Here is a 22,178-nt window from a genome sequence, read left to right as displayed (position 1 = left end):
AATGCGGCAACGTGGCTTTACCCTGCTGGAAGTGCTGGTGGCGCTGCTGATTGTCGGCACGGCGCTGGGCGCCGCCTTGCGCGCCATGGGCAGCCTGACCCAGAACAGCGAAGGCTTGCGCACCGCGATGATGGCCACCTGGTCGGCCGAGAACCGGCTGGTGCAGGTGCGCCTGGCCAAGGGCTGGCCGCCCACCGGCAAGACGACTTTCGAGTGCCCGCAGGCCGATTTGAATTTCATTTGTGAAGAAGACGTGATCGCCTCGCCCAATCCGCGCATGCGCCGGGTCGAGGTCAGCGTGTTCGAAGCCAGCGCGCCGGAACGGCGCATCATCAAGCTGGTGCAACTGGTGCTGCAGGAATGAAGAACGCGCGCGGCTTTACCCTGGTCGAACTGCTGGTGGCGATCACCGTGCTGGCCATCGTCGCCGTGATGGGCTGGCGCGGGCTGGATGGCATCGTCCGTTCGCGCGAGCAGCTGACGCAGAACATGGAGCAGACGCGCGGCATCCAGCTTACCTTCGCCCAGCTGCAAAGCGACCTGGAACAGATCGCGGACAAGAACCTGCTGCGCCAGCGCCAGAATATCCTGGCCGATAACACCCGCCTGGTGTTCATCCGCACCGTGCTGGCCGAGAATGCGGCCTCGCAGCTGCAGGTGGTGAGCTACCAGATCCGCGAAGGCGTGCTGCTGCGCCGCGAGTCGGCGCAGACGCGCGACCTGGTGCAGCTGGATGCCTTGTGGCAGTCGGCCATCGGCGACGGCGGCGCGCAGGACGGGGTCGCCCTGCAAGGCGCGGTGGACGCCATGGCGGTGCGCGTGTGGGAAGCCGGCGGCTGGAAAGCGCCGGGCAATTCGCAGCCGGTGGCCACGCCTCCGCCGGCCGGCGGCGGGCCAAACCCGCCCGTGGCGCCACAAACCGAAGGCCCGACCGGGCTGGAAATTTCGCTGTCGATCCAGGGCCAGCCGGCGCCGCTGATCAAGGTTTTCCTGCTGGGGGCCGTATGAGACGCCGCTTCCTGACCCGCCAGCGCGGCGTAGCTGTTGTTACCGCGCTACTGTTGACCACCCTGGCCGTGTCCATCGTGGCCAGCCTGTTCTGGCAGCAGCAGGTGCAGGTTCGCTCGATGGAAAACCAGCGCCTGCACTTCCAGACCCGCTGGATCCTGCGCGGCGGCCTTGATCTGGTGCGGCTTATCCTGCGCCAGGACGCCGCCGACACGCACGGCGTGACGCGCGCCGACGGCTTGTGGGCCACGCCGCTGGCCGAAACCCGGCTCGACCAGTTCGTGGAACGCGAACGGCTGCAAGGCGAAAGCTTCGACGCTTCAATTTCAGGACAGACTTACGACGCACAGTCGCGCTACAATCTTGCGAATCTTGCCATTGAAGGAGGCGCGGGCGGCATCAACAAGGCGGAGTTGGCGGTCTTCACGCGCCTGCTGCAAAACCTGCAGCTGAACCCCGCGCTGGCGCGGGTGGTGGCGACCCAGGTCGCGCGCAGCGAAGGCGCGGGCCTGATGGGGCAGCAGGAACAGCCCAACCCCAACGCGGAGCCGGTGCCGGCGGGCAGCGGCCAGCCGATGAAGATGCTGCGCGCGGAGGATTTGCTGTCGGTGGCGGGCTTCGACCAGAAAGCCATCGAAAAGCTGCGTGAATTCGTGGTCGTGCTGCCGCAGATGCAAACCCGGATCAACGTCAACACCGCCTCGGCGGAGTTGCTGGGCGCCTTGGGGCCCGGCATGACGCTGCAGGACGGCCAGGCCCTGGTGAACGCGCGCAAGCGCACGGCGTATGTCAGCAAGCAGGCTTTCGAAGCGCAATTGGCATCGCTGGGCAAGCAGCTGCAAAAGGACATCGAGATCGGCTGGGGCAGTGATTACTTCCTGGTCCTGAGCCGGGTCAAGCTGGACCGCGCGGAACTGATGTCCTGGTCGCTGGTGCGGCGCTCGGCCACCAACACGCAGGTGATCTGGATTCGGGAAATTTAAGGGAATAGGGAAGGCAAGCTTTGACAACACTCTACATTCGGTATCCGGCCCGCGCCGCAGCCGCCGATAACGGCGTCCCGGCCAGCTGCCTGTTCGCCCTGGTGGGCGACGGCGGCAATGTGATGCAGCAGGGCGCCGGTGCGCTGGGCAACCTGGGCGAGCTGGTGTCGACCGCGCGCCGCGTGGTGCTGCTGCTGGCCGCCGCCGATGTCTCGCTGCTGAAAGTCAAAGTTCCGCCGCTGTCGGGCGCCAAGCTGAAGGCGGCCCTGCCCAACCTGGTGGAAGAACAAGTGCTGGGCGACCCGTTCGATTGCGTGCTGGCGCTGGCTCCGGCCAGCGGCGACAGCGATGAACGCGTGATCGCCGTCGCCAACCGCGCCTGGCTGGAAGTGCTGGTCAAGGCGCTGGTGGCGCAAGGCGCGCATGGCGTCTCGGCACTGCCGGTGCAACTGTGCCTGCCGCTGGAGCCGGGCAGCGTGTCTGCCGCCCTGGGCGTGGACGACGCGGGCCTGGAACTGACCTTGCGCAGCGCCCCGTATGAAGGCCTGGGCCTGACCCTGCCGAACGCCATCGAGCCGGCGCTGCAAACCCTGCGCGCGCTGGCCGGCGACGCGCCGATCCACCTGTACGTGGCGCCGGCGCAGCGCGCCGAATACGCCGCGGCAGCCGCCAGCGTGCCGGGCATCACCCTGGAAGAAGACAACTGGGCGCACCGCATCAGCGCCGCCAAAGCCGTGCCGTTCGACCTGGCGGCCGGCCTGGGCGCCGCCAGCGGCGCCACCGCCCGCGCCTGGGCGCGCTGGAAGTGGCCGTACCGCATTGCGGTGGCCGCCGTCGTGGTCAATATCGTCGGCCTGAACTGGGAATACATGCGCCTCAAGCGCGAAGCCGACACCGTGCGCCAGAACATGGTGCAGGTGTTCCGCTCCGCCTACCCGAACCAGCCGGTGACCGGCGACCCGGCAGCCCAGATGCGCCGCAATATCGCCGTGGCGCGCGCCAGCAATGGCGGCGGCAGCGCCGATGAATTCACCAATATGAGCGCCGCGCTGGGCGAAGCCCTGGCCCTGCTGCCCAACCGCGAGGCGGTGGCCGGCATCGATTACAAGGACCGCAGCATGACCGTCAAATTCAAGCCGAACAGCATCGACGCCAATGCCCTGGCGCAGGTGCAGGCGGCGCTGGCGCCGCGCAAGCTGACTGCCAGCGAGAGCGGTCCCGGTGTATGGCTGGTGAAAGCGGGGGGCAAGTAATGGCAAGCCTGAACGACACCATCAACAGCTACCGAGCCAATGCCGCCGCCTGGTGGAGCGCGCGCAACGAGCAGGAACAGCGCATGCTCACCATCGGCGGCGCCGTGGTGGCCCTGGGCCTGGTCTGGGGCGTGCTGATCGACCCGGCCCTGACCGGCCGCGAAAAGCTGCAAAAACAGCTGCCGCAGCTGAACCAGCAAGTGGCCGAACTGCAGGCGCTGGCCGGCGAAGCGACCCAGCTGGCGGCCACCCCGCCGGTGCAGCCGCAGCCCCTGAGCAAGGACGGCGTGACGGCCAAGCTGCAAGCGGCCGGCCTGACGCCGCAAAACCTCGCCGTCACTGGCGACTACATTAAAGTGGAATTCAAGGGCGTGCCGTTCCCTGGCCTGGCGGCCTGGCTCGACGCGATGCGGCGCGAGCAGCGCGTGGCGGTGCAGGAGGGTCATGTGACGCAGCAAGGCCCGGCCGGCCAGGTGGATGCCAACCTGACCCTGCGCCAGGAGAGCGGGACACAATGAGGCGCGCGGTATTGTGGTTGCTGGCGATTGCCATCAGCGCGGGCCTGACCGTACTGGCATTCCTGCCGGCGAGCTGGATGGGACAACTGGTGGAGCGCCAGAGCGGCGGCCGTTTGACCCTGGGGGATGCGCAAGGTACGCTGTGGCGCGGCTCCGCCTTCATCGGCGGCGCCGCCAGCCAGGACGGTGCGGTGACGCCGCTGCTGCCGGGCCGCTTCAGCTGGCGCCTGTCGCCGCTGGTGCTGGTGGGCAGCGTCGATATGGAGCTGGAAAACCCGGACGCGCTGTCGCAGCCGGTCACGCTGCGCGGCGGTTTTAGCAGCTGGGATGTCAGCCCGGCCGCGCTGATGCTGCCGGCCGACGGCCTGGCGGGACTGGGCGCGCCGCTGAACACGCTGGCGCCGAGCGGCCGCATGAAGCTGTCCTGGTCTTCGCTGCATATCGAGCGCGCCGGCCCTGCAGTCGACTTGCGCGGCCGTACCACGCTGGAAATGCAGGATATGTCGTCGCGCCTGACCCCGATCAAGCCGCTGGGCAGCTACCAGCTGGCGTTCGACTGGCAGGGCCAGCAAGCCGCGCTGGCATTGAGTTCGCAGCGCGGTCCGCTGCTGTTGAGCGGCGCAGGGAAATTCGAGCATGGCCGGCTGCAGTTCTCCGGCCAGGCGGAAGCAGCAACAGGATATGAAGACCAGCTGGTCGGCCTTTTGAACATGCTGGGCCAGCGCAAGCCGAATAGCGTTAAAAACGTCATTGCACTAGAGTTCCGATAATGAAAACACACACTGCAAGCCCAAAATCCTTCCCGGCGCTGCGCCGCCTGAGCGCCGCTGCGATGCTGTGCTGTGCGCTGGCGCCTGCCGCCGTCCCTGCCACGGCGTGGGCCCAGCCCAATGACGAAGCGGCGCTGAATTTCGTCGGCGCCGATATCGAATCGGTGGTTAAGGCGGTCGGCCATTACACCAACATCACCTTCCTGATCGACCCGCGCGTCAAAGGCACCATCAACCTGGTGTCGGAGAAGCCGATCACCAAGTCGCAAGCGTTCTCGCTGCTGGCCTCCGCGCTGCGCCTGCAAGGCTACGCCATCGTCAGCGGCGACGGCTACGCCAAGGTGGTGCCGGAAGCGGAAGCCAAGCTGCAGGCCTCGCCGACTGTGGTGGGCGGCGCGCAGTCCGGCCCGAAAGGCGACCAGGTGGTGACCCAAGTGTTCCACCTGAACCACGAAAACTCGGCCAACCTGGTGACCGTGCTGCGTCCCCTGATCACGCCGAACAACACCATCAACGCCAACCCGGGCAACAACACCCTGGTCATCACCGACTACGCCGACAACCTGAAGCGCCTGGCCAAGATCATCGCCGCGCTGGATGCGCCGTCGGCGGCCGACCTGGACGTGATCCCGGTGCGCTACGCCATCGCCAGCGACCTGGCCGCCATGGTCAACAAGCTGATGGAGCCGGGCGCCGGCGGCGATTCCGGCCGCGTGACGGCCGTGCCTGACCCGCGCACCAACTCGCTGGTGGTACGCGCACCGTCGGCGGCGCGCGCCAACCTGGCAAAGTCCCTGATCGCGAAACTGGACCAGCCGACCGCGCAAGCGGGCAATGTGCACGTGGTCTACCTGAAGAATGCGGAAGCCACCAAGCTGGCGGAAACCCTGCGCGCCGTGGTCTCCGGCGACAGCGGCGCGGTCGGCGGCCAGTCCGGCCAGGGCGGCCTGGCGTCGCTGGGCACCGGCAGCGGCGGCGGCCAGATGGGCCAGTCCAACCTGGGCGGCCAGGGCGCGCAGACCGGCAGCACGACCGGCGGCCCGACCAACCCGGCCCTGAGCGGCAACAGCCGCAGCGGCAGCCAGTCCACGCTGGGCGGCGGCGGTGCGGCCGGTTTCATCCAGGCCGATGCCACCACCAACACCCTGATCATCACCGCACCGGAAGCCGTCTACCGCAACCTGCGCGCCGTGATCGACCAGCTGGACGTGCGCCGCGCGCAGGTCTATATCGAAGCGATGATCGTCGAAATCAATGCCAACAAGCTGTCCGAGTTCGGCGTGCAATGGGCCGGCCTGAGTGGCGAAGGCCACACCTACCGTGTCGGCGGCGCCACCACTTACAACAACGTGGCAGGCAGCAACAGCATCGTCAACCTGAATGGCCTGATCCAGGGCTCCACCGGCGCGTCGGCGCCGGGCTCCGGCCTGACGCTGGGCATCTTCAAGCAGCTTGCCAACGGCAAACTGGGACTGGGCGCCGTGGCGCACGCATTGGGCGCCGACGACGACAGCAATATTCTGTCGACCCCGAACATGCTCACCCTGGATAACGAAGTGGCCACCATCAAGGTTGGCCAGAACGTACCGATCGTGACCGGCTCCTACGCCACCAACAGCACCACCGGCGGCGGCAATCCATTCACGACCGTTGACCGCAAGGACATCGGCATTACGCTGAAGGTGCGCCCCCAGATTTCCGAAGGCGGCACGATCAAGCTGGCGATCTACAACGAAAGCTCCAGCATCGACACGTCGGTGGCGTCCAACGCCAATGGCCTGATCCTGAAGAACCGCGTGATCGAAAACAATATCGTGGCCGATGACGGCCAGGTGCTGGTGCTGGGCGGCCTGATTCAGGACGATTCGAGCGACGGCGTGGAAAAAGTGCCGGGCCTGGGCGATATCCCGTTGATCGGCAACCTGTTCAAATACCAGAAACGCACCCGCAAGAAAACCAACCTGATGGTGTTCCTGCGCCCGGTGGTGGTCCGCAACCGCGAACAGGGCATGAGCCTGACGGCCGACCGCTACGACTATATGCGGGCGACGCAGCAGGCAGCGGCGCCGGAGCCGAGCATCACCGTGCAGAGCTTGGGCGCGCCGATGCTGCCGCCGCTGCAGGACGGCAAGCCGGTCGGCAGCGGCCAGTTGGCCAGCCCGATTGCGCCTGCCGCGCCCAGCGTGCCTGAACAGAAGCAACAGCAATGAGCAACCTCCTGCCCTACGCCTTCGCGCGCGACTTCCTGGTGCTGGCCCAGCCCAGCGCCGAAGCCGAGCACGCGGTCGATGTGATGATGTCGGCCGCCACGCCCGCCTCCGCGATTGCGGAAGTGTCGCGCCGCTTCGGCCGCATCAACCTGAAACACCTGTCGCGCGCCGACCTGGAAGCGGCGATTGCCACCGCTTATGCCAGTGCCAGCGGCGACGCCTCGCAGGTGGCGGAAGAATTCGACGCCGACCTGGATTTGACCAAGCTGCTGCAGGATGTGCCGGCGATCGAAGACTTGCTGGAATCGTCCGACGACGCGCCGGTGATCCGCATGATCAACGCGCTGCTGACGCAGGCCCTGCGCGACGGCGCATCGGACATCCACATCGAACCGTTCGAACAGACCTCGGTGGTGCGTTTCCGCGTCGACGGCGCGCTGCGCGACATCGTGCGCCCGCGCAAAGCCATCCACGGCTCGCTGATCTCGCGTATCAAGATCATGGCGCAGCTGGACATCGCCGAAAAGCGCCTGCCGCAGGACGGCCGCATCACGCTGCGCGTGGGCGGCAAGCCGGTGGACGTGCGTGTCTCCACGCTGCCGACCGGCCATGGCGAGCGCGCCGTATTGCGTCTGCTGGACAAGGAAGCCGGCCGCCTCGACCTGTCCCACCTGGGCATGAGCGAAAAGATGATGGGGCAGTTCAATAGCCTGATCAACCAGCCGCACGGCATCGTGCTGGTCACCGGGCCGACCGGCTCCGGCAAGACCACCACGCTGTACGCCGCGCTGTCCATGCTGAACAACACCGCCACCAACATCATGACGGTGGAAGACCCGGTCGAATACGACCTGCAAGGCGTGGGCCAGACCCAGGTCAATGCGCGTATCGACATGACCTTCGCCAAGGCCTTGCGCGCCATCCTGCGCCAGGACCCGGACGTGATCATGATCGGCGAGATCCGCGACCTGGAAACCGCGCAGATCGCGGTGCAGGCCTCGCTGACCGGCCACCTGGTGCTGGCGACCCTGCACACCAACGACGCCGCCGCCGCCGTGACCCGCCTGCTGGACATGGGCATCGAACCGTTCCTGCTGTCGTCCTCCCTGCTGGGGGTGCTGGCGCAGCGCCTGGTGCGCAAGCTGTGCCCGAGCTGCAAGACCTTCGACGGCACGCAGTGGAAAGCCGTGGGCTGCGAACATTGCGGCAACACCGGCTACCAGGGCCGCGTCGGCATCTACGAGCTGCTGCAGACCGACGAGCATATCCGCGCCCAGATCCACGACCGCACCTCGGAAGCCGAGATCCGCGTGGCGGCGCAGAAGCACGGCATGACAACCATGCGCGAAGACGGCGAGCGCTGGCTGCAGCAGGGCGTCACCACGCCGGCTGAATTGCTGCGCGTGACGAAGGACTAAGCGATGCCGGCCTTCCGTTATGAAGCCGTCGATGCCGCTGGCGCCAGCAAGAAGGGCGTGGTCAACGCCGACAGCGCCCGTTCGGCGCGCGCCGACTTGCGCTCGCAAGGGCTGGTGCCGATCAAGGTCGATGCGATTTCGTCCCAGGTCGACGCCAGCGGCGCCACCGCGCGCCGCGGCTTCGGCGAAAAACTGAGTACCACCGAACTGGCCCTGTTCACGCGCCAGCTGGCCAGCCTGCTGGAAGCGGGGCTGCCGCTGGAGCAGGCCTTCACGGCGCTGCTGGAGCAGGCCGAGCGCCCGTATGTGCGCGACCTGGTGGCGTCGATCCGCTCGGAGGTGATGGGCGGTTCGTCGATGTCGGACGCGCTTTCGCGCCACCCGCGCGACTTCCAGGAAATTTACCGCGCGCTGGTGGCGTCGGGCGAGCAGATCGGCCAGCTGTCGCGCGTGCTGTCGCGCCTTGCCGATTACATCGAGCGCCGCAACGCGCTGGTGCAAAAGGTCAAGCTGGCCTTCACCTACCCGGCCATCGTGACCGTGGTGGCGTTCCTGATCGTGATCTTCCTGCTCACCTATGTGGTGCCGCAGATCGTGTCGGTGTTCGCCAACACCAAGCAGAAGCTGCCGCTGCTGACGGTGATCATGCTGGCCATTTCCGATTTTGTGCGGAACTACGGCTTCATCATGCTGGGCATCGCGGTGGCGGCCGGCGTCGTGGTGCGCAAGATGCTGCAGAACCCCGACGTCAAGCTGCGCTGGCATACCTGGCTGCTGACGGCGCCGCTGTACGGCAAGTTTGAACGCAGCCTGAATACCTCGCGCTTCGCCAGTACGCTGGCGATCACCACCGGCTCCGGCGTGCCGATCCTGCGCGCGCTGGAAACTAGCCGCGATACGCTGTCGAACGTGGCGATGCGCCAGCTGGTCGAACAGGCCAGCGACTCGGTGCGCGAAGGCGCCAGCCTGGCGCGTTCGCTGTCCGCGCAAAAACACTTCCCGCCGATGCTGATCCACATGATCCGCGCCGGGGAAATCACGGGTGAACTGCCCGCCATGCTGGACCGCGCCGCCAGCGCGCAGGAGGCCGACCTGGAGCGCCGCACGCTGACCATTGCGGGCTTGCTGGAACCGATGCTGATCCTGGCGATGGGCGTGGTGGTACTGCTGATCGTGCTGGCCGTGCTGATGCCGATCATCGAAATCAATCAGCTGGTGCGCTGATACTGGAGACTTGAATTGAAACGTTTGCCTTTGATTAGCAGTGTGGCCGCGGTGGCGGTGCTGTCTGCCTCGCTGGCCTATTGGGGCATGCAGCTGTTCAAACCGAAGCAGCGTCCGATCGCGGCGGTGCCGCTGGCGCAGATGCCGGAACTGAATATGGATGCGGCGCGTGGGCTGTTTGGCGGGAATACTGCGGTGGCCGTGGTCAGCAATTACCAGCTGCGCGGTGTGGTGGCGGATACGCGCGGTCGCGGTAGCGTGGCGATTATCTCGGCGGATGGGCAGCCGGCCAAGGCTTATCCGGTGGGCGCTGAACTGGCGCCGGGCGTCAGCGTGAAGGAAGTACAGCCGAAGCATGTGGTGCTGATGGAGGGTGGGGTGCAGAAGCGGCTGGAGCTGCTGGTGGAAGCCGGCGGCAGTGCTGGTGTGGCTGGCATTGCTGCGCCGCCGCCACCGCCGCCGGTGGGCGGGCCTTCGATGGAGCCGCCGGCTCCGGTGCCGCTGCCGCAGAATATGGTGCCGGCGCCGGCACCGGTGCAGATGGCGCCGGCGCAGCCGCCGACTACGTCGGCGCAACCTTCTGGCGGGAAGCCGGCTGACCGATGAAATGGCTGGTGCTGGTCCTCGGCTTTTGCGTGGGCCTCTCCTGCGCTGCCGAAACCGGTAAACCAGGGTCTGACCCAAAGGGTCAGACCCGTGATACGCGGCCGCTGCAGGCTACGGGTCAGACCCTTGGGTCTGACCCAGGTTTACCGGTTTCAGCCAAGCCAAGAGTCGCCCTGGTATTAAGCGGCGGCGGCGCCAGAGGCTTCGCCCACGTCGGTGTCCTGCGCGCCCTGCAAGAGATGCGCATCCCCATCGACATCGTGGTCGGCACCAGTATGGGCAGCGTGATCGGCGGCGCCTGGGCCGCCGGCGCCTCGCTGAAAGACCTCGAAAAAATGGCCGCCATCACCGACTGGGACAGCGTGGTGGCCGACCGCCCAGCGCGCGACGAGCTGCACTTCCGCCGCCGCGACGAAGACATCCAGCTGCCCTCCCGCATCGAATTCGGCATCAGCCTGAAAGGCGTGCAAGGCCCGCCCGGCGCCGCCGGCAACGCCGCGCTGGAAATGGCGCTGCAACGCCTGCTGCCGCCCGGCACGCGCGACCTGCCGGTGAGCCAGCTCCCGCTACCATTCCGCTCCGTCGCCTCCGACCTGCTGACCGGCGAGCTGGTGGTCCTCGACAACACGCCGCTGTTCCAAACGATGCGCGCATCGCTCGCCGTGCCCGGCGTCTTCGCCCCGGTGCGCATCAAGGACCACCTGGTGGTGGACGGCGGCCTGGTACGCAACCTGCCGGTCGACATGGCGCGCGCCATGGGCGCCGACATCGTCATCGCCGTCAATGTCGGCACCACGCTGTCGCCCGAAAAGGAACTGGGCAGCGCGCTCGGCGTCGCCAACCAGATGCTCCAGATCCTGACCGAGCAGAACGTGCAGCGCTCCCTGAGCGAATTGCGCAAGGACGATATCCTGATCGCCCCCAAGCTGGACGGCATCAGCTTCCTCGACTTTTCCACCTGGGACAAGGCCATGAAGGCCGGCGAAGCGGCTGCGCGCGCACTGGCGCCGCGCCTGGCCGCGCTGGCCGTGCCGGAAGGCGATTACGCCAGTACCGAAAGCCTGCGCCTGGCCACGCCTGCCACGGCCGACAAGCCGGTCAAGCTGGCCAGGGTGCAGGTGCAGGGCACGCGCGACGTGAACCCGGAAGTATTGCTTAACCAGTCCGGCCTGGAGCCGGGCCAGCCGACCACGCGCGAACAGGTGCGGCAAGCCGCCGTTGCGCTTTATGGGCGCGGCGATATGGCGCGGGTCGAAACCGATATCGACGATGTGGAGGGCGAACGCACCGTCACCATCCGCGCCACGGAAGCCGACTGGGCGCGCAGCCGCATGCGCGTGGGCCTGGAGCTGGCCAGCGATTTCCGCGACTCGAATGATTTCGCGATCAAGGTGATGCATGTGAAGTCGGCGCTCAATAGCTGGGGCGGCGAAATCCGCACCGAAGCGCGGCTAGGCAATGAACGCGGCGTCGGCGTGCAGTGGTGGCAGCCGCTGGGCGCTGGCGGCAAGTGGTTTGTGATGCCGTCGGCGCAGATCGGCAAGATTGCCGGCGATATTTTCCAGAAGGGGCAGCGCCTGGCGCGCGTATCCTACAGTGCGCGCGCGGCTTCGTTCGCGGTGGGCCGGCAGTTTGGCAACTGGGGCGAGTTCTCTGTGGGCGTGGCGCGCCAGGCGTATTCGGTGCGGCCGCTGATTCCGGAACCGCAGCCGCTCGGCATCGGGCGGCTGTACGACACCACCGTTTTTGCGCGCTTCCGCGTCGATACACTCGATTCGCTGGCCTTCCCGACGCGCGGCATGCTGGTGAACGTTGGGCGTGAGCAGACGCCGGGCAGCGGCAAGGGCGTAGGCACGGCGGCTTTCAACTGGGGCGCGTCGGTGTTGCAGGCCTTCCGTGTCGATAACTGGGCGGGGCATGTGTCGCTGGAATGGGCGCGTTCGCAGGCGGGGGCTTCGCCGGTGTCGCTGGGAGGTTTCCTGCGCCTGTCGGGGACCGCGACCAATTCGATCCAGGAGCCGACCATGATGCTGGGGCGGATGGTGCTGGCGCGTAAGATCGCGGCGCTGCCGAGCGCTTTTGGGGGCACGCTGAGGGCGGGGTTCTCGCTGGAGGCGGGCGGGGGATTTGACCGCACGTCGGAGGCGACGGGGCGGGCGTTGAAGCAGGCGGGGAGTGCGTTCCTGTCGGTCGAGACGCGGTTTGGGCCGCTGTTCCTTGGCGCCGGGGCTACGCGCGATGGCGAGCAGACGCTTTACCTGTTCCTCGGGCCGGTTTGGTAAGCCGGTAAACCTGGGTCTGACCCTATGGGTCAGACCCAGGTTTACCGGTTTTCGTCGTCATCGTCGCCGCGCAGCTTCTTGTCAATCAGCTTCTTCCCAGCCTGGCGTTCGGCGGTGGTGCGGCTCTTGTCGTGCGGGCCTGCGGCGCGTGCCTTGGCCAGCGCCGCAATCGGATTGCGGGGCTTGCCAAAGTTTTGCGAGGGCTCGACGCGGATCCGCATCTTCTGCCGGGTCGCCAGCTGTTTATTAGCCATTACAGTACGTAGCGCGACAAATCTTCGTTAACCGCCAGCGCATCCAGCCGCTGGTTCACATAGGCTGCGTCGATCACCACCTGCTTGTCGCCGCTCTCGGTCGCGCTGAAGGAAATCTCCTCCAGCAGCTTCTCCATCACAGTATAGAGGCGGCGCGCGCCGATATTCTCGGTGCGCTCGTTGACCTGGAACGCAATCTCCGCCAGGCGGTTGATACCATCCGGCGCAAAGTCCAGCTGCACGCCTTCCGTCGCCAGCAAGGCCTCGTACTGCTTGGTCAGGCAGGCATCGGTACTGGTCAGGATGCGCTCGAAGTCGGCAATCGACAGCGATTCCAGCTCCACGCGGATCGGGAAACGGCCCTGCAATTCAGGGATCAGGTCCGACGGCTTGGCCAGGTGGAACGCGCCCGAAGCGATGAACAGGATATGGTCGGTGCGCACCATGCCGTACTTGGTGTTGACGGTGGTGCCCTCCACCAGCGGCAGCAGGTCGCGCTGCACGCCGGCGCGCGACACGTCGGCGCCGCCCACTTCCGAGCGCGAGGCGATCTTGTCCACCTCGTCGAGGAAGACGATGCCGTTTTGCTCCACGTTGACCAGCGCCTTCTTCTTCATCTCGTCTTCGTTCACCAGCTTGGCCGCTTCCTCGTCGAGCAGCAGCTTCATGGCTTCCTTGATCTTGATCTTGCGCGCCTTCCTGCGGCCGCCGCCCATGCCGGAGAACATGGACTTGATCTGCTCCGTCATTTCCTCCATGCCAGGCGGCGCCATGATTTCCATGGTCGGGCTTTGCTCGGCCAGTTCGATCTCGATTTCCTTGTCATCCAGCTCGCCCTGGCGCAGGCGCTTGCGGAAGGTCTGGCGCGTGGTGTCGTCCGTGCGCGGCTCGTTGCCGTTGGCGGAGAAACCGAAATCGCGCGGCGGCGGCAACAGGATGTCGAGCACGCGGTCTTCGGCCGCATCCTCGGCACGCGCGCGCACCTTGGCCATTTCCGACTGGCGGGTCTGCTTGACGCCGATGTCGATCAGGTCGCGGATGATGGTGTCCACATCGCGGCCCACATAACCGACCTCGGTGAATTTGGTCGCTTCCACCTTGATGAAGGGCGCGTCGGCCAGCTTGGCCAGGCGGCGCGCGATCTCGGTCTTGCCGACGCCGGTCGGGCCGATCATCAGGATGTTTTTCGGGGTGATCTCATGGCGCAGCGGCTCTTCCACCTGCTGGCGGCGCCAGCGGTTGCGCAGCGCAATGGCGACGGCTTTCTTGGCCTTGCCTTGGCCGACCACATGCTTATCGAGTTCGCCGACGATTTCTTGAGGGGTCATGTTCATGCTGGGTCCAGGGTCTCGATGATGTGGTTCAGGTTGGTGTAGATGCATAGTTCGCCCGCGATGGTGAGCGACTTCTTCACGATCTCCGTCGGCGACAGGTCGGTGTTCTGCGCCAGGGCCAGGGCGGCCGACTGGGCGTAGCTGCCGCCCGAGCCGATGGCGCCGATGCCGTGCTCCGGTTCCAGCACGTCGCCGTTACCGGTGATCACCAGGGTGGAATCCTTGTCGGCCACCAGCAGCATCGCTTCCAGGCGGCGCAGCACGCGGTCGGTGCGCCAGTCCTTGGCCATTTCGACCGAGGCGCGCAGCAAATGGCCCTGGTGCTTTTCGAGCTTGGCTTCGAAACGGTCGAGCAGGGTGAAGGCGTCGGCGGTGCCGCCGGCGAAGCCGCACAGCACCTTGTTCTGGTACAGCTTGCGCACCTTGCGTGCGGTGCCTTTCATGACGATGTTGCCGAGGGTAACCTGGCCGTCGCCGCCGATCGCGACGTCGTTGCCGCGACGCACGCACAGGATGGTGGTGCCGTGAAATTGTTCCATGTTAATGCCTTTGTTTGAGGATTAACGCGGTATTTGGGGGCTAGGCCCCCAAAACTCAAGGAAACGTGTTACGTCCCTGTTTTTCCGTTCAGTATTTGTGGGGGAACAACCGCGCTATATCAGCATAGCCCAGCAAGCGCATCAGCGCCGCGACCAGGTGGTTCAGGTCGCGGAATTCGATGCGGCGCTCGCCGCCGGCCGACAATTCGGCGATCTTGGATTGCAGGGAGCTGGCGGCGCCGAACTCCATGCGGCCCAGGCGGCCGCAGTCAAATACCAGGGCCGGGTACTGGCCGGCGTACTCGTCGATGGCGGCCAGCAAGCCGCTGATGTCGCCTTCGATGACTGCCGGCAGCATGAAGCGGTCGGAGGCGCCGGCCGTGGCCTGGCGCGGGGCATTCGCCACCTTGCTTGGCGCCACGAAGGGCGGCGGCGACACTTCGAAGGTGACGCAGTAGTCCATCGAGGATTCTTCGAATTCTTTTTCGCGGTTCAGCAGGCGCAGCAGCTCGAGGTAGAGCAGCCATGGCGCTTCGCCGCCTTCGCGGCTGCCGATCAGCAGGATGGCGCGCACCTGGTCGGCCAGTTCGGTGGCCGCCACCACGATCAGCTCGCGGTCGCCGGTCTGGGCCTTTTTCAGGGCGGCCAGCAGCAGCGCGCAGCCTTCCGGTTCGACGCCGTTGACGCGCGAGAAGTCCAGGCGCAGCGGCAGCTTCTGGTTCATGCTGTCCAGCCGTTCCAGCTGCGGCGCAATCGAAGCGTTCAGGGTGCCGGCCAGGCCCAGGGTCGGCGCTACACCGGAATAGCCCGCTGCCACCGGTGCGTCGCTGGCGGCGCCGGCCGGGACCGTCCACGATGGCGGCGAGGTTTCGTATTGGCTGGCGTAGTCGATCGAGATGTTTTCGAAGGCTTCCTGCTTGCCCAGCACCTGGTACAGGTCGAACAGCATCCACCATACGGTGCGGTCTTGCGCGGCATCCGGCAGGCTGCCCAGCAGCATCTGCTCGGCCACTTCGGACTGGCCGTTGGAATACAGGATCGCGATCTCTTCCACGATGGGCGCGCTTTCGGCGGCCGCGGCTTCCAGCGGCACGTCCTCATCGCCCAGCAATTCGGTGGTGTACTGGTCCAGCATGGGCAGGGTGGCGCCATCGTTGCTCGCGGCGCTCGCTTGCAGCGGGCGCGGGCGGCGGGCCCAGGCCGGTTCCGGTTCATTGAAGATGTCAGCCGCCATCGCCGCCTCGATGGCGTCGATTTTCATGGCGGTGGCGCGCGCGATTTCGCGCTGCAGGTCCGACTGTTGCGCACGCTGGCGCTCCAGTTCGCTGTTCGCGGCCAGGCGTGCAGCGTTATCGTCATCGTCTACGATGACGTCGTCGGCCTTGCCTTTTTTGAAAATGGAGAACAGTCCCATAGGATCACTAGTGTAGCCCAAGGGAAAAAAATAAGGGCGTACCGTAGGGGAAGGCGCAAGAAAAAAGCACGCCGCAGCGTGCCTTTTTCCGCATGGGTCGGAAATCAGTCGCCGTACAGCTTCTGTTTCAGCTCACGGCGCTGCTGTGCTTCCAGCGACAGGGTAGCCGTTGGACGTGCGATCAGGCGTGGGATACCGATAGGCTCGCCGGTTTCTTCGCAATAGCCGTAGTCGTTATTGTCGATGGCCTGGATCGATTGCTGCACCTTCTTCAGCAGCTTGCGCTCGCGGTCGCGGGTACGCAGTTCCAGGGCGTGCTCTTCCTCGATGGTGGCACGGTCGGCCGGATCCGGCACCAGCACGGTTTCGCGCAGGTGTTCGGTGGTTTCGCCAGCGTTTTTCAGCAATTCCTTTTCGAGGTTCTGCAGTTTATTCTTGAAAAACGCCATCTGAGCCGGGTTCATATAGTCCTTGTCGCTCATCTTCAGAATTTCTTCTTCGGTGAGCAGGACGTCTGCGGCGGGGGTCGATTTATTTGCTTTTGTCATGACTTCGCTTACCTTCGATACGACAGAGTTTTCAAATTGCAGCGCTGTGTTGCTTCAAAAAGCGCCTTAGTTTATACCAAACATTGTTCAAGGCCAGTAATAAAGATGTCTTTTGGCAGATTTTTACCAATAAACACCATTTTGCTGGCGCGTGTCTCGTTTTCGCCCCATTTTGCCCCCAGGTCGCTCCCCATCAGCTGGTGCACGCCCTGGAACACAACCTTCCTTTCTGCGCCCTGCATCAACAATACGCCTTTGTAACGCAACATGCGAGGACCGTACACATCAACGAGACCGCCCAGGAATTCGTCCAGCTTGGCCGGATCGAACGGGCGTTCGCTCTTGAACACGAAGGCCGCGATATCGTCGGTGTGATGGGCGTGGTGGTGATGGTCGTGGTCGCAGTGCTCGCCGTGCTCGTGGTCGTGGCCGCAATGTTCGTCGTGCACGTGCCCGTGTTCGTCCTCGGCCAGGAAGTCGGGGTCGATTTCCAGCTTTTCATTCAGGTTGAAGCCGCGCAGGTCCAGCACTTCGGTCAGCGGGGCCTTGCCGAAATCGGAACGGCTGATCGGCGCGCGCGGGTTGATGCGCTTCAGGCGTGCCGTCAGGCTATCCACTGCGGCGGCGTCCACCAGGTCGGTCTTGGACAGCAGGATCTTGTCGGCAAAGCCGACCTGGCGCTGGGCTTCTTCGTGCTCGTCCAGCTGCTGCATGGCGTGGCGTGCATCGACCACCGTCACCACGGCGTCGAGCAGGTAGTTAGCGCCTACTTCCTCGTCAATGAAGAAGGTCTGGGCCACCGGGCCCGGATTGGCCAGGCCGGTGGTTTCGATGACCACGCGGTCGAACTGGATTTCGCCGGCGGCGCGGCGCTTGGCCAGGTCGCTCAGGCCGACGATCAGGTCGCCGCGCACGGTGCAGCAGATGCAGCCGTTGTTCATTTCCACGATTTGCTCGCGCGATTCCTGCACCAGGATCTCGTTGTCGATGTTTTCCTGGCCGAATTCGTTCTCGATGACGGCAATCTTCATGCCGTGCTCTTCACGCAGGATGCGGTTCAGCAGCGTGGTTTTGCCGGCGCCGAGGAAGCCGGTCAAAATAGTGGTTGGAATCATTGCCATAGTCATACTCGCTGCATTTGGAATCGGTCGATTATGCCGGAATTCTGGAAATGCTGGCAAATGGGCAAACTTGAGCAGGATCAAGCCTTGCTCTATTTAATTTTAGCCCTTGGATGGGCCTTGTCATAGACCAGCGCAAGGTGCTGGAAATCAAGGGCGGTATACACCTGGGTCGAGGTAATGCTGGCGTGTCCCAGCATCTCCTGCACCGCGCGCAGGTCGCCCGAGGATTGCAGCACGTGCGAGGCAAACGAGTGGCGCAGCATGTGCGGGTGCACCGCGACCGGGGCGCCGGCCTGGATGCCGTGCGCCTTCAGCCGCAGCTGCACCACGCGCGGCGTGACGCGCTTGCCGCGCTCGTTGACGAAGAGGGCGCTGCTGCCGTCGGCCGGGGCCGGGCGCACGGCCAGCCAGGCTTTCAGCGCCGCGAGGGCGGCGCTGCCGACCGGCACGCGGCGCATCTTGCTGCCTTTGCCGGTGACCACCACTTCGGCGTTTTCCAGCTCCAGCCAGCCGAGCGAGGCGGGCTGGCCGTCGCCGGCCTTGCGGAATTCGCGGTCCAGGCCGGCCAGTTCGGACACCCGCAGGCCGCTGGAATACAGCAATTCGAACATGGCGCGGTTGCACAGCTGGGCCGGCTCGCTGGCGGCGGCGCTGGGACCGGCCGGGGCGACCAGCTGCACCGCGTCGTCCACCGACAGGGCTTTCGGCAGGGTCTTGGCGCGCTTGGGCGCGCGCACGCCTTCCACCGGGTTGGCTGCCAGCGTGCTGTGCTGGCCGAGCCAGGCGAAGAAGCCGCGCCAGCCGGACAGCTTGCGGGCGATGCTGCGCGCATCCAGGCCGCGGCTATGCAGCTGGGCCGCGTAGCGGCGGATATCGAAGTGGGTGATGGCGTCCCAGGCTTTGCCGTCGGACAGGGTGGCCAGCTCGCGCAGGTCGCGCCCGTAGGCGGCCACCGTGTGCGCCGACAGCTTGCGCTGGGTGGCCAGGTGGGCCAGGTAGGCGTCGGCCGGTTGCAGCTTGCCGGCGCCGCTCATGTTCAGGCCAGCAGGGGCGCCAGCGCGACGCTGGCGGTTTCGCCGATATGCACCAGGAAGTCGGTCGCCATCAGCGAGGTGAAGCGCTCAGGGTCGGGCGAACCCATGATCAGCAGGCCGAAAGCGGCGCCCTTGCTGCCTGGCTTGCGCAGCGGCAGGATCACGGCCGACTTGATGTGCTCGGCATCATCGAGCCAGCGCACGGCTTCGAAATCGTTATTGCTGCCGCAGTAAGGCGCCAGCAGGCTGTTGGCGAACAGGCGCGCGTCTTCCGACACGCCGCTGGCGAACCATTCGTCGGCGAACTCGGGCGCCACGTTGAACAGCCGCAGGGTGGCGGCCGGCACGTGGAAGCTGTCGACCAGGCCTTGCACCACGGCGCGCGGCACTTCGGCATCGCTGCGCACTTGCAGCAGGGCCTGGTTCCAGGCGTGGAAACGGTTGGCGATGGCGGCGTTGGCTTCGGCGTGGCGGGTCAGCTCGGACAGGCGCAGTTCCAGCGCCTTGTACTTGTCGCGCATGACTTCCATCTGGCGTTCCTGCAGCGAAACGGCGCGGCCGGTCAGGGGGCTGGACAGTTTGACGTCACCCAGCAGGTTGGCGTGTTCTTCGAAGAAGTGGGGATTGTCGGCCAGGTACTGCGCGACGATTGTGGAATCCAGGGTGTCGGTCATTGTTGATGTCACATCGAATATTGCAGGCGTGGACATTCTAACCGATGGGAACAGCTGCCGGGGCGGGCCGCAGCCCGCTCCCGCAGCATAAACATCAGAAGTTGTGGTGAATACCCAGCGCGTAGTGGTTCTGGTTCATGTCCATGCTGGCTGGCGCGGTCGCCACCGGCACCTTCTTCTGCGACAGGTCCAGGTAGATATAGGTGCGCGGCGAGATATTGTGCTCGTAGCCCACCGACAGTTCCTTGGTCTTGATTTCGCCATCGGTGTCGCGCTGGCCGTAGCCGGCGCGGATCAGGCCCGTGCCCACGGTGTAGTTGGCGCCCAGCACCCAGGCTTTCATGGTGTCGTTGATGGCGCGGATATGGCTCAGGTCCTGCTTGCCGTAGGTGGCCATCAGCTTCAGGGCCGGCATCGGACGGAAATAGGCGCCCACGGAGTGCCATTTCACCTCGGTCGAGTTGCGCTCGGAACCGACGTACACCGCGTATTGCGGGGTATTGCCCGGCGCCATGTAGGTAGCGCTGATCGAGTAAGGATAGGCTTCGGCGCGCGCACCCACCGGATATTGCGGCGCGGCGGCAGTGCCGCGGCCCACGATGGCGCTGGTCAGGCCGTTGTTTTCCTTGCTGCCCACGTTCAGGTTCAGCTGGAAGCCTTCCACCACCGGGCTGTTGTACCACAGCGCATTGGCGAAGCGGTTGCCGGAGGTGCTCGATACGCCCAGCGGGTCGGAGCCGCTGCCCGGGACGGCGGCGCGGTAGCCGGCCACCATCATGTCGGTCTGGAAGCCCGCCACGTTCGGCATGCCGGACCATGGATCGAACTGGGTGGTGGTTTCCTGCAGCGCGGTCAGCGCGCGGCCCAGGCGGATGGTACCGAAGCCGCCTTGCAGGCCGACCCGGCTCTGGCCCTGGAACAGCGGACGGGTGGAACGTTCGATATTGCCGGTGTCGACTTCATAGCGAATTTCCAGGTGGAACAGGGCTTTCAGTCCATTGCCCAGGTCTTCCTGGCCGCGGAAGCCCAGTTTGCTATTGTCGCGGCCGCCTTCCAGGATGGCGGTGTTGGCGGAATTGGTGGTCTTGGTGATGCCGGCATCCAGCGTGCCGTAGATCACGACGGAGGATTGCGCAAAGGCAGCACTGCTGAAAGCGCCCATCAAGGCCAGGGCCAATAACGATTTCTTCATGTGTTCTTCCTTTTTTCAATGAGACCGGGTAGCGGGGATAGTTATACGATAAGTGCATTAGGCGCACTTTTCTGGTGAATTGGTCATTTATCCGCACCGCCGGTGTGCATTGTTGTATTTTTGAAACGCTTGTCAGGCTATTCATCGAATATGCTCCGAGAAACCCCGTCCTTTAAGGTGAGGAGTGAAAGGAGCCGGCAGCGAAGCTGTCGTTCTCCTTGAGATTAGTGAGATACTGTATAAAATTACAGTATGATTGTCGTCTATCGCTACCGTGTGAAGTCGTTGTATGGGCTGTTGAACGAGCAAGCCCGGAAGGTGAACTTCGTCTGGAATTACTGCAACGATCGGCAGAAGGATGCGCTGCGTTTCACTCGTCCCTGGCTGACGGGCTTCGACTTGAACAACTTGACGAAGGGCAGCAGCAAAGAACTCGGTTTGCACTCCGGTACGATCAACGCTGTTTGCGAACAGTTTGCCAAGTCACGTGCACAGCACAGGCGTCCCTACTTGCGCTACCGTGGGATGAAGACGCTTGGTTGGGTCCCGCTCAAGGGCCGTGACCTGCACCGTGAAGGCGATGCGTTCCGCTATGCGGGCCACACGTTTCGCGTGTTTTACTCGCGCCCTCTGCCCGAAGGAAAGATCAAGGACGGGACGTGCTTCTCCCAAGATAGCCGGGGCAACTGGTATCTCAATATTGTCATCGAACTCGCTGACCCGCCAGTGCGTAAGTTCGAACACGGTGTTGGCATTGACTTGGGCCTGAAGGAGCTCGCGGTTCTGTCGAATGCCTGGAGGATTCCTGCGCCGGGTTACTACCGAAGAGCCGAGGCGGCGCTGGCGGTGGCGCAGCGTGCGCACAAGCGGCGCAGAGTCAAAGCGATTCAGGCGCGCACGGCGCACTGCCGGATAGATTTCCTGCACAAACGCTCGGTGGAGATCGCACGCGCCTTTGACCATATTGTTGTTGGTAATATCAATGCCAGCGGACTCGCCCAAACCAGCCTGGCGAAGTCCGTGCTTGACGCCGGCTGGTCGTCCTTCCGGAAAATGCTTGCGTACAAGGCTGTGAGGCATGGCGCGCGGTATGTGGAAGTGGACGAACGATTCACCACCCAGACCTGCTCGAATTGCGGCGCACTGCCCGAGTCGCGGCCGAAAGGTATCGCAGGCCTTGGAATAAGAGAGTGGACTTGCAGTGATTGCGGCGCGGTACATGATCGTGATCTCAATGCTGCGTTGAACATTCTCCGTCGCGGACGTGCGACGCTGGCTGCAGGAATCGCCGTCCTTTAGGGCGGGGGGACGTCAAGTAGTGAAAGAGTTGTAAGGAAGGCGAAAGCTAGGCCTGTCACATTTGTCATATATCAAGAAGTCTGTGAGTCATGCGCCGGGTAATAGCCCCCGCAGCTACACTGGACAAGCTTTTTCCTTGGAAACCGGAAGGATCGATGGCAAATCGAGAAGAGCTGGTGATTATCAGGGGAGCGCGGTCAGGAGACGCCGCCGCCCAGCTAGCCTTGGGCAAGCTCTACCTTTTCGGCGGGGCCAGCCTGCCACACAACGCGCCGACCGCATTGCATTGGCTATGCCGCGCTGCCGCCCAGGGCGTGGACGAGGCCTGGCAATTGATCGGGACCCATATTTCATTTGAGGTTGCGCTGACCGCGCGGGCCCAGGCTTTGCCGTGGTTTGCGCGGGCCGCGCAGCATGGCGTACCGGGTGCAGCGGGTGTGCTGGCGCAATTGCGCCGCATTGAGCCGGTGCTGGTGCAGGCAACGCCGGCCGCG

Annotated in this window: 21 protein-coding genes and 1 pseudogene; 13 read left to right on the top strand and 9 right to left on the bottom strand. The window is 64.9% G+C overall.

Annotated features, from left to right (window positions below):
• The first annotated feature begins 1 nt into the window (after position 1).
• Genes gspI through AAHE99_RS18865 form a run of 11 tightly spaced genes read left to right on the top strand, consistent with a single transcriptional unit; the run spans position 2 to position 12,272 of the window.
• The gene (gene gspI, locus AAHE99_RS18915) at positions 2-364 is read left to right on the top strand and encodes a type II secretion system minor pseudopilin GspI (RefSeq protein WP_342118900.1); all 363 of its coding nucleotides are present in this window, start codon (positions 2-4) and stop codon (positions 362-364) included.
• The gene (locus tag AAHE99_RS18910; protein ID WP_342118899.1) at positions 361-1,008 is read left to right on the top strand and encodes a PulJ/GspJ family protein; all 648 of its coding nucleotides are present in this window, start codon (positions 361-363) and stop codon (positions 1,006-1,008) included. The genes gspI and AAHE99_RS18910 overlap by 4 nt, the downstream gene beginning before the upstream one ends.
• On the top strand, positions 1,005-1,991 hold the full coding sequence (gspK, locus tag AAHE99_RS18905; RefSeq protein WP_342118898.1) for a type II secretion system minor pseudopilin GspK: 987 nt from the start codon (positions 1,005-1,007) through the stop codon (positions 1,989-1,991). The genes AAHE99_RS18910 and gspK overlap by 4 nt, the downstream gene beginning before the upstream one ends.
• 20 nt (positions 1,992-2,011) lie before the next feature.
• On the top strand, positions 2,012-3,244 hold the full coding sequence (gene gspL, locus AAHE99_RS18900; protein ID WP_342118897.1) for a type II secretion system protein GspL: 1,233 nt from the start codon (positions 2,012-2,014) through the stop codon (positions 3,242-3,244).
• Positions 3,244-3,762 (top strand): type II secretion system protein M, encoded by a 519-nt coding sequence (locus AAHE99_RS18895; RefSeq protein WP_342118896.1) that lies wholly within the window; start codon positions 3,244-3,246, stop codon positions 3,760-3,762. The genes gspL and AAHE99_RS18895 overlap by 1 nt, the downstream gene beginning before the upstream one ends.
• On the top strand, positions 3,759-4,532 hold the full coding sequence (locus tag AAHE99_RS18890) for a type II secretion system protein N (protein WP_342118895.1): 774 nt from the start codon (positions 3,759-3,761) through the stop codon (positions 4,530-4,532). Before AAHE99_RS18895 ends, AAHE99_RS18890 begins: the two co-directional genes overlap by 4 nt.
• Complete coding sequence (gene gspD, locus AAHE99_RS18885; RefSeq protein ID WP_342118894.1) at positions 4,532-6,742, top strand: type II secretion system secretin GspD; 2,211 nt, start codon at positions 4,532-4,534, stop codon at positions 6,740-6,742. The genes AAHE99_RS18890 and gspD overlap by 1 nt, the downstream gene beginning before the upstream one ends.
• Positions 6,739-8,160 (top strand): type II secretion system ATPase GspE, encoded by a 1,422-nt coding sequence (gene gspE, locus AAHE99_RS18880; protein WP_342118893.1) that lies wholly within the window; start codon positions 6,739-6,741, stop codon positions 8,158-8,160. The genes gspD and gspE overlap by 4 nt, the downstream gene beginning before the upstream one ends.
• Before the next feature lie 3 nt (positions 8,161-8,163).
• Positions 8,164-9,384, top strand: coding sequence for a type II secretion system inner membrane protein GspF (gene gspF, locus AAHE99_RS18875; RefSeq protein WP_342118892.1), 1,221 nt, complete (start codon positions 8,164-8,166; stop codon positions 9,382-9,384).
• Between the two features lie 15 nt (positions 9,385-9,399).
• Complete coding sequence (locus AAHE99_RS18870) at positions 9,400-9,990, top strand: type II secretion system protein N (protein ID WP_342118891.1); 591 nt, start codon at positions 9,400-9,402, stop codon at positions 9,988-9,990.
• A complete protein-coding gene (locus tag AAHE99_RS18865; RefSeq protein WP_342118890.1) occupies positions 9,987-12,272 on the top strand; it encodes a patatin-like phospholipase family protein in 2,286 nt (761 codons plus the stop codon). The genes AAHE99_RS18870 and AAHE99_RS18865 overlap by 4 nt, the downstream gene beginning before the upstream one ends.
• A 41-nt stretch (positions 12,273-12,313) precedes the next feature.
• Here the strand turns inward: AAHE99_RS18865 and AAHE99_RS18860 are convergent, their stop codons facing one another.
• The 9 genes from AAHE99_RS18860 to AAHE99_RS18820 all read right to left on the bottom strand — a co-directional run bounded on the left by AAHE99_RS18860 (position 12,314) and on the right by AAHE99_RS18820 (position 20,385).
• Positions 12,314-12,526, bottom strand: coding sequence for a hypothetical protein (locus AAHE99_RS18860; RefSeq protein ID WP_342118889.1), 213 nt, complete (start codon positions 12,524-12,526; stop codon positions 12,314-12,316).
• The gene (gene hslU, locus AAHE99_RS18855) at positions 12,526-13,860 is read right to left on the bottom strand and encodes an ATP-dependent protease ATPase subunit HslU (protein WP_342118888.1); all 1,335 of its coding nucleotides are present in this window, start codon (positions 13,858-13,860) and stop codon (positions 12,526-12,528) included. Before hslU ends, AAHE99_RS18860 begins: the two co-directional genes overlap by 1 nt.
• Positions 13,857-14,399 (bottom strand): ATP-dependent protease subunit HslV, encoded by a 543-nt coding sequence (hslV, locus tag AAHE99_RS18850; protein ID WP_342118887.1) that lies wholly within the window; start codon positions 14,397-14,399, stop codon positions 13,857-13,859. The genes hslU and hslV overlap by 4 nt, the downstream gene beginning before the upstream one ends.
• Positions 14,400-14,487: 88 nt before the next feature.
• On the bottom strand, positions 14,488-15,813 hold the full coding sequence (locus tag AAHE99_RS18845; RefSeq protein WP_342118886.1) for a hypothetical protein: 1,326 nt from the start codon (positions 15,811-15,813) through the stop codon (positions 14,488-14,490).
• Positions 15,814-15,917: 104 nt separating this feature from the next.
• Entirely contained in the window at positions 15,918-16,361 is a 444-nt protein-coding gene (dksA, locus tag AAHE99_RS18840) for an RNA polymerase-binding protein DksA (RefSeq protein ID WP_342118884.1), read from the bottom strand.
• 71 nt (positions 16,362-16,432) lie between these two features.
• The gene (locus AAHE99_RS18835; protein WP_342118883.1) at positions 16,433-17,482 is read right to left on the bottom strand and encodes a CobW family GTP-binding protein; all 1,050 of its coding nucleotides are present in this window, start codon (positions 17,480-17,482) and stop codon (positions 16,433-16,435) included.
• A gap of 92 nt (positions 17,483-17,574) precedes the next feature.
• On the bottom strand, positions 17,575-18,519 hold the full coding sequence (locus tag AAHE99_RS18830) for a tyrosine-type recombinase/integrase (protein ID WP_342118882.1): 945 nt from the start codon (positions 18,517-18,519) through the stop codon (positions 17,575-17,577).
• Between the two features lie 2 nt (positions 18,520-18,521).
• Positions 18,522-19,193, bottom strand: coding sequence for a DUF484 family protein (locus AAHE99_RS18825; RefSeq protein WP_342118881.1), 672 nt, complete (start codon positions 19,191-19,193; stop codon positions 18,522-18,524).
• A 94-nt stretch (positions 19,194-19,287) separates the two neighbouring features.
• On the bottom strand, positions 19,288-20,385 hold the full coding sequence (locus tag AAHE99_RS18820) for a porin (protein ID WP_342118880.1): 1,098 nt from the start codon (positions 20,383-20,385) through the stop codon (positions 19,288-19,290).
• 252 nt (positions 20,386-20,637) lie between these two features.
• Here AAHE99_RS18820 and AAHE99_RS18815 point away from each other — a divergent pair, with 252 nt between their 5' ends.
• Both AAHE99_RS18815 and AAHE99_RS18810 read left to right on the top strand, forming a co-directional pair.
• Entirely contained in the window at positions 20,638-21,684 is a 1,047-nt protein-coding gene (locus AAHE99_RS18815) for an RNA-guided endonuclease InsQ/TnpB family protein (protein WP_342118879.1), read from the top strand.
• A gap of 155 nt (positions 21,685-21,839) precedes the next feature.
• Positions 21,840-22,178, top strand: a pseudogene (locus AAHE99_RS18810) (hypothetical protein); the annotation flags it as partial.

The sequence above is a fragment of the Pseudoduganella sp. OTU4001 genome, assembly GCF_038440195.1.
GTDB lineage: Bacteria > Pseudomonadota > Gammaproteobacteria > Burkholderiales > Burkholderiaceae_D > Rugamonas.
The sequence above is the reverse complement of the archived record's forward strand: the minus strand, read 5'-3'. Positions and strand labels throughout refer to the sequence as shown.

Excerpts from the sequence above, each read along its gene's own strand:
- AAHE99_RS18830 (WP_342118882.1), bottom strand. The coding sequence starts at position 18,519 with ATGAGCGGCGCCGGCAAGCTGCAACCGGCCGACGCCTACCTGGCCCAC.
- hslV (WP_342118887.1), bottom strand. The coding sequence starts at position 14,399 with ATGGAACAATTTCACGGCACCACCATCCTGTGCGTGCGTCGCGGCAAC.
- gspE (WP_342118893.1), top strand. The coding sequence starts at position 6,739 with ATGAGCAACCTCCTGCCCTACGCCTTCGCGCGCGACTTCCTGGTGCTG.
- gspD (WP_342118894.1), top strand. The coding sequence starts at position 4,532 with ATGAAAACACACACTGCAAGCCCAAAATCCTTCCCGGCGCTGCGCCGC.
- gspK (WP_342118898.1), top strand. The coding sequence starts at position 1,005 with ATGAGACGCCGCTTCCTGACCCGCCAGCGCGGCGTAGCTGTTGTTACC.
- AAHE99_RS18910 (WP_342118899.1), top strand. The coding sequence starts at position 361 with ATGAAGAACGCGCGCGGCTTTACCCTGGTCGAACTGCTGGTGGCGATC.
- AAHE99_RS18825 (WP_342118881.1), bottom strand. The coding sequence starts at position 19,193 with ATGACCGACACCCTGGATTCCACAATCGTCGCGCAGTACCTGGCCGAC.
- AAHE99_RS18865 (WP_342118890.1), top strand. The coding sequence starts at position 9,987 with ATGAAATGGCTGGTGCTGGTCCTCGGCTTTTGCGTGGGCCTCTCCTGC.
- AAHE99_RS18815 (WP_342118879.1), top strand. The coding sequence starts at position 20,638 with ATGATTGTCGTCTATCGCTACCGTGTGAAGTCGTTGTATGGGCTGTTG.
- AAHE99_RS18835 (WP_342118883.1), bottom strand. The coding sequence starts at position 17,482 with ATGGCAATGATTCCAACCACTATTTTGACCGGCTTCCTCGGCGCCGGC.
- AAHE99_RS18890 (WP_342118895.1), top strand. The coding sequence starts at position 3,759 with ATGAGGCGCGCGGTATTGTGGTTGCTGGCGATTGCCATCAGCGCGGGC.
- AAHE99_RS18820 (WP_342118880.1), bottom strand. The coding sequence starts at position 20,385 with ATGAAGAAATCGTTATTGGCCCTGGCCTTGATGGGCGCTTTCAGCAGT.
- AAHE99_RS18845 (WP_342118886.1), bottom strand. The coding sequence starts at position 15,813 with ATGGGACTGTTCTCCATTTTCAAAAAAGGCAAGGCCGACGACGTCATC.
- AAHE99_RS18895 (WP_342118896.1), top strand. The coding sequence starts at position 3,244 with ATGGCAAGCCTGAACGACACCATCAACAGCTACCGAGCCAATGCCGCC.
- hslU (WP_342118888.1), bottom strand. The coding sequence starts at position 13,860 with ATGAACATGACCCCTCAAGAAATCGTCGGCGAACTCGATAAGCATGTG.
- gspI (WP_342118900.1), top strand. The coding sequence starts at position 2 with ATGCGGCAACGTGGCTTTACCCTGCTGGAAGTGCTGGTGGCGCTGCTG.
- gspF (WP_342118892.1), top strand. The coding sequence starts at position 8,164 with ATGCCGGCCTTCCGTTATGAAGCCGTCGATGCCGCTGGCGCCAGCAAG.
- AAHE99_RS18860 (WP_342118889.1), bottom strand. The coding sequence starts at position 12,526 with ATGGCTAATAAACAGCTGGCGACCCGGCAGAAGATGCGGATCCGCGTC.
- dksA (WP_342118884.1), bottom strand. The coding sequence starts at position 16,361 with ATGACAAAAGCAAATAAATCGACCCCCGCCGCAGACGTCCTGCTCACC.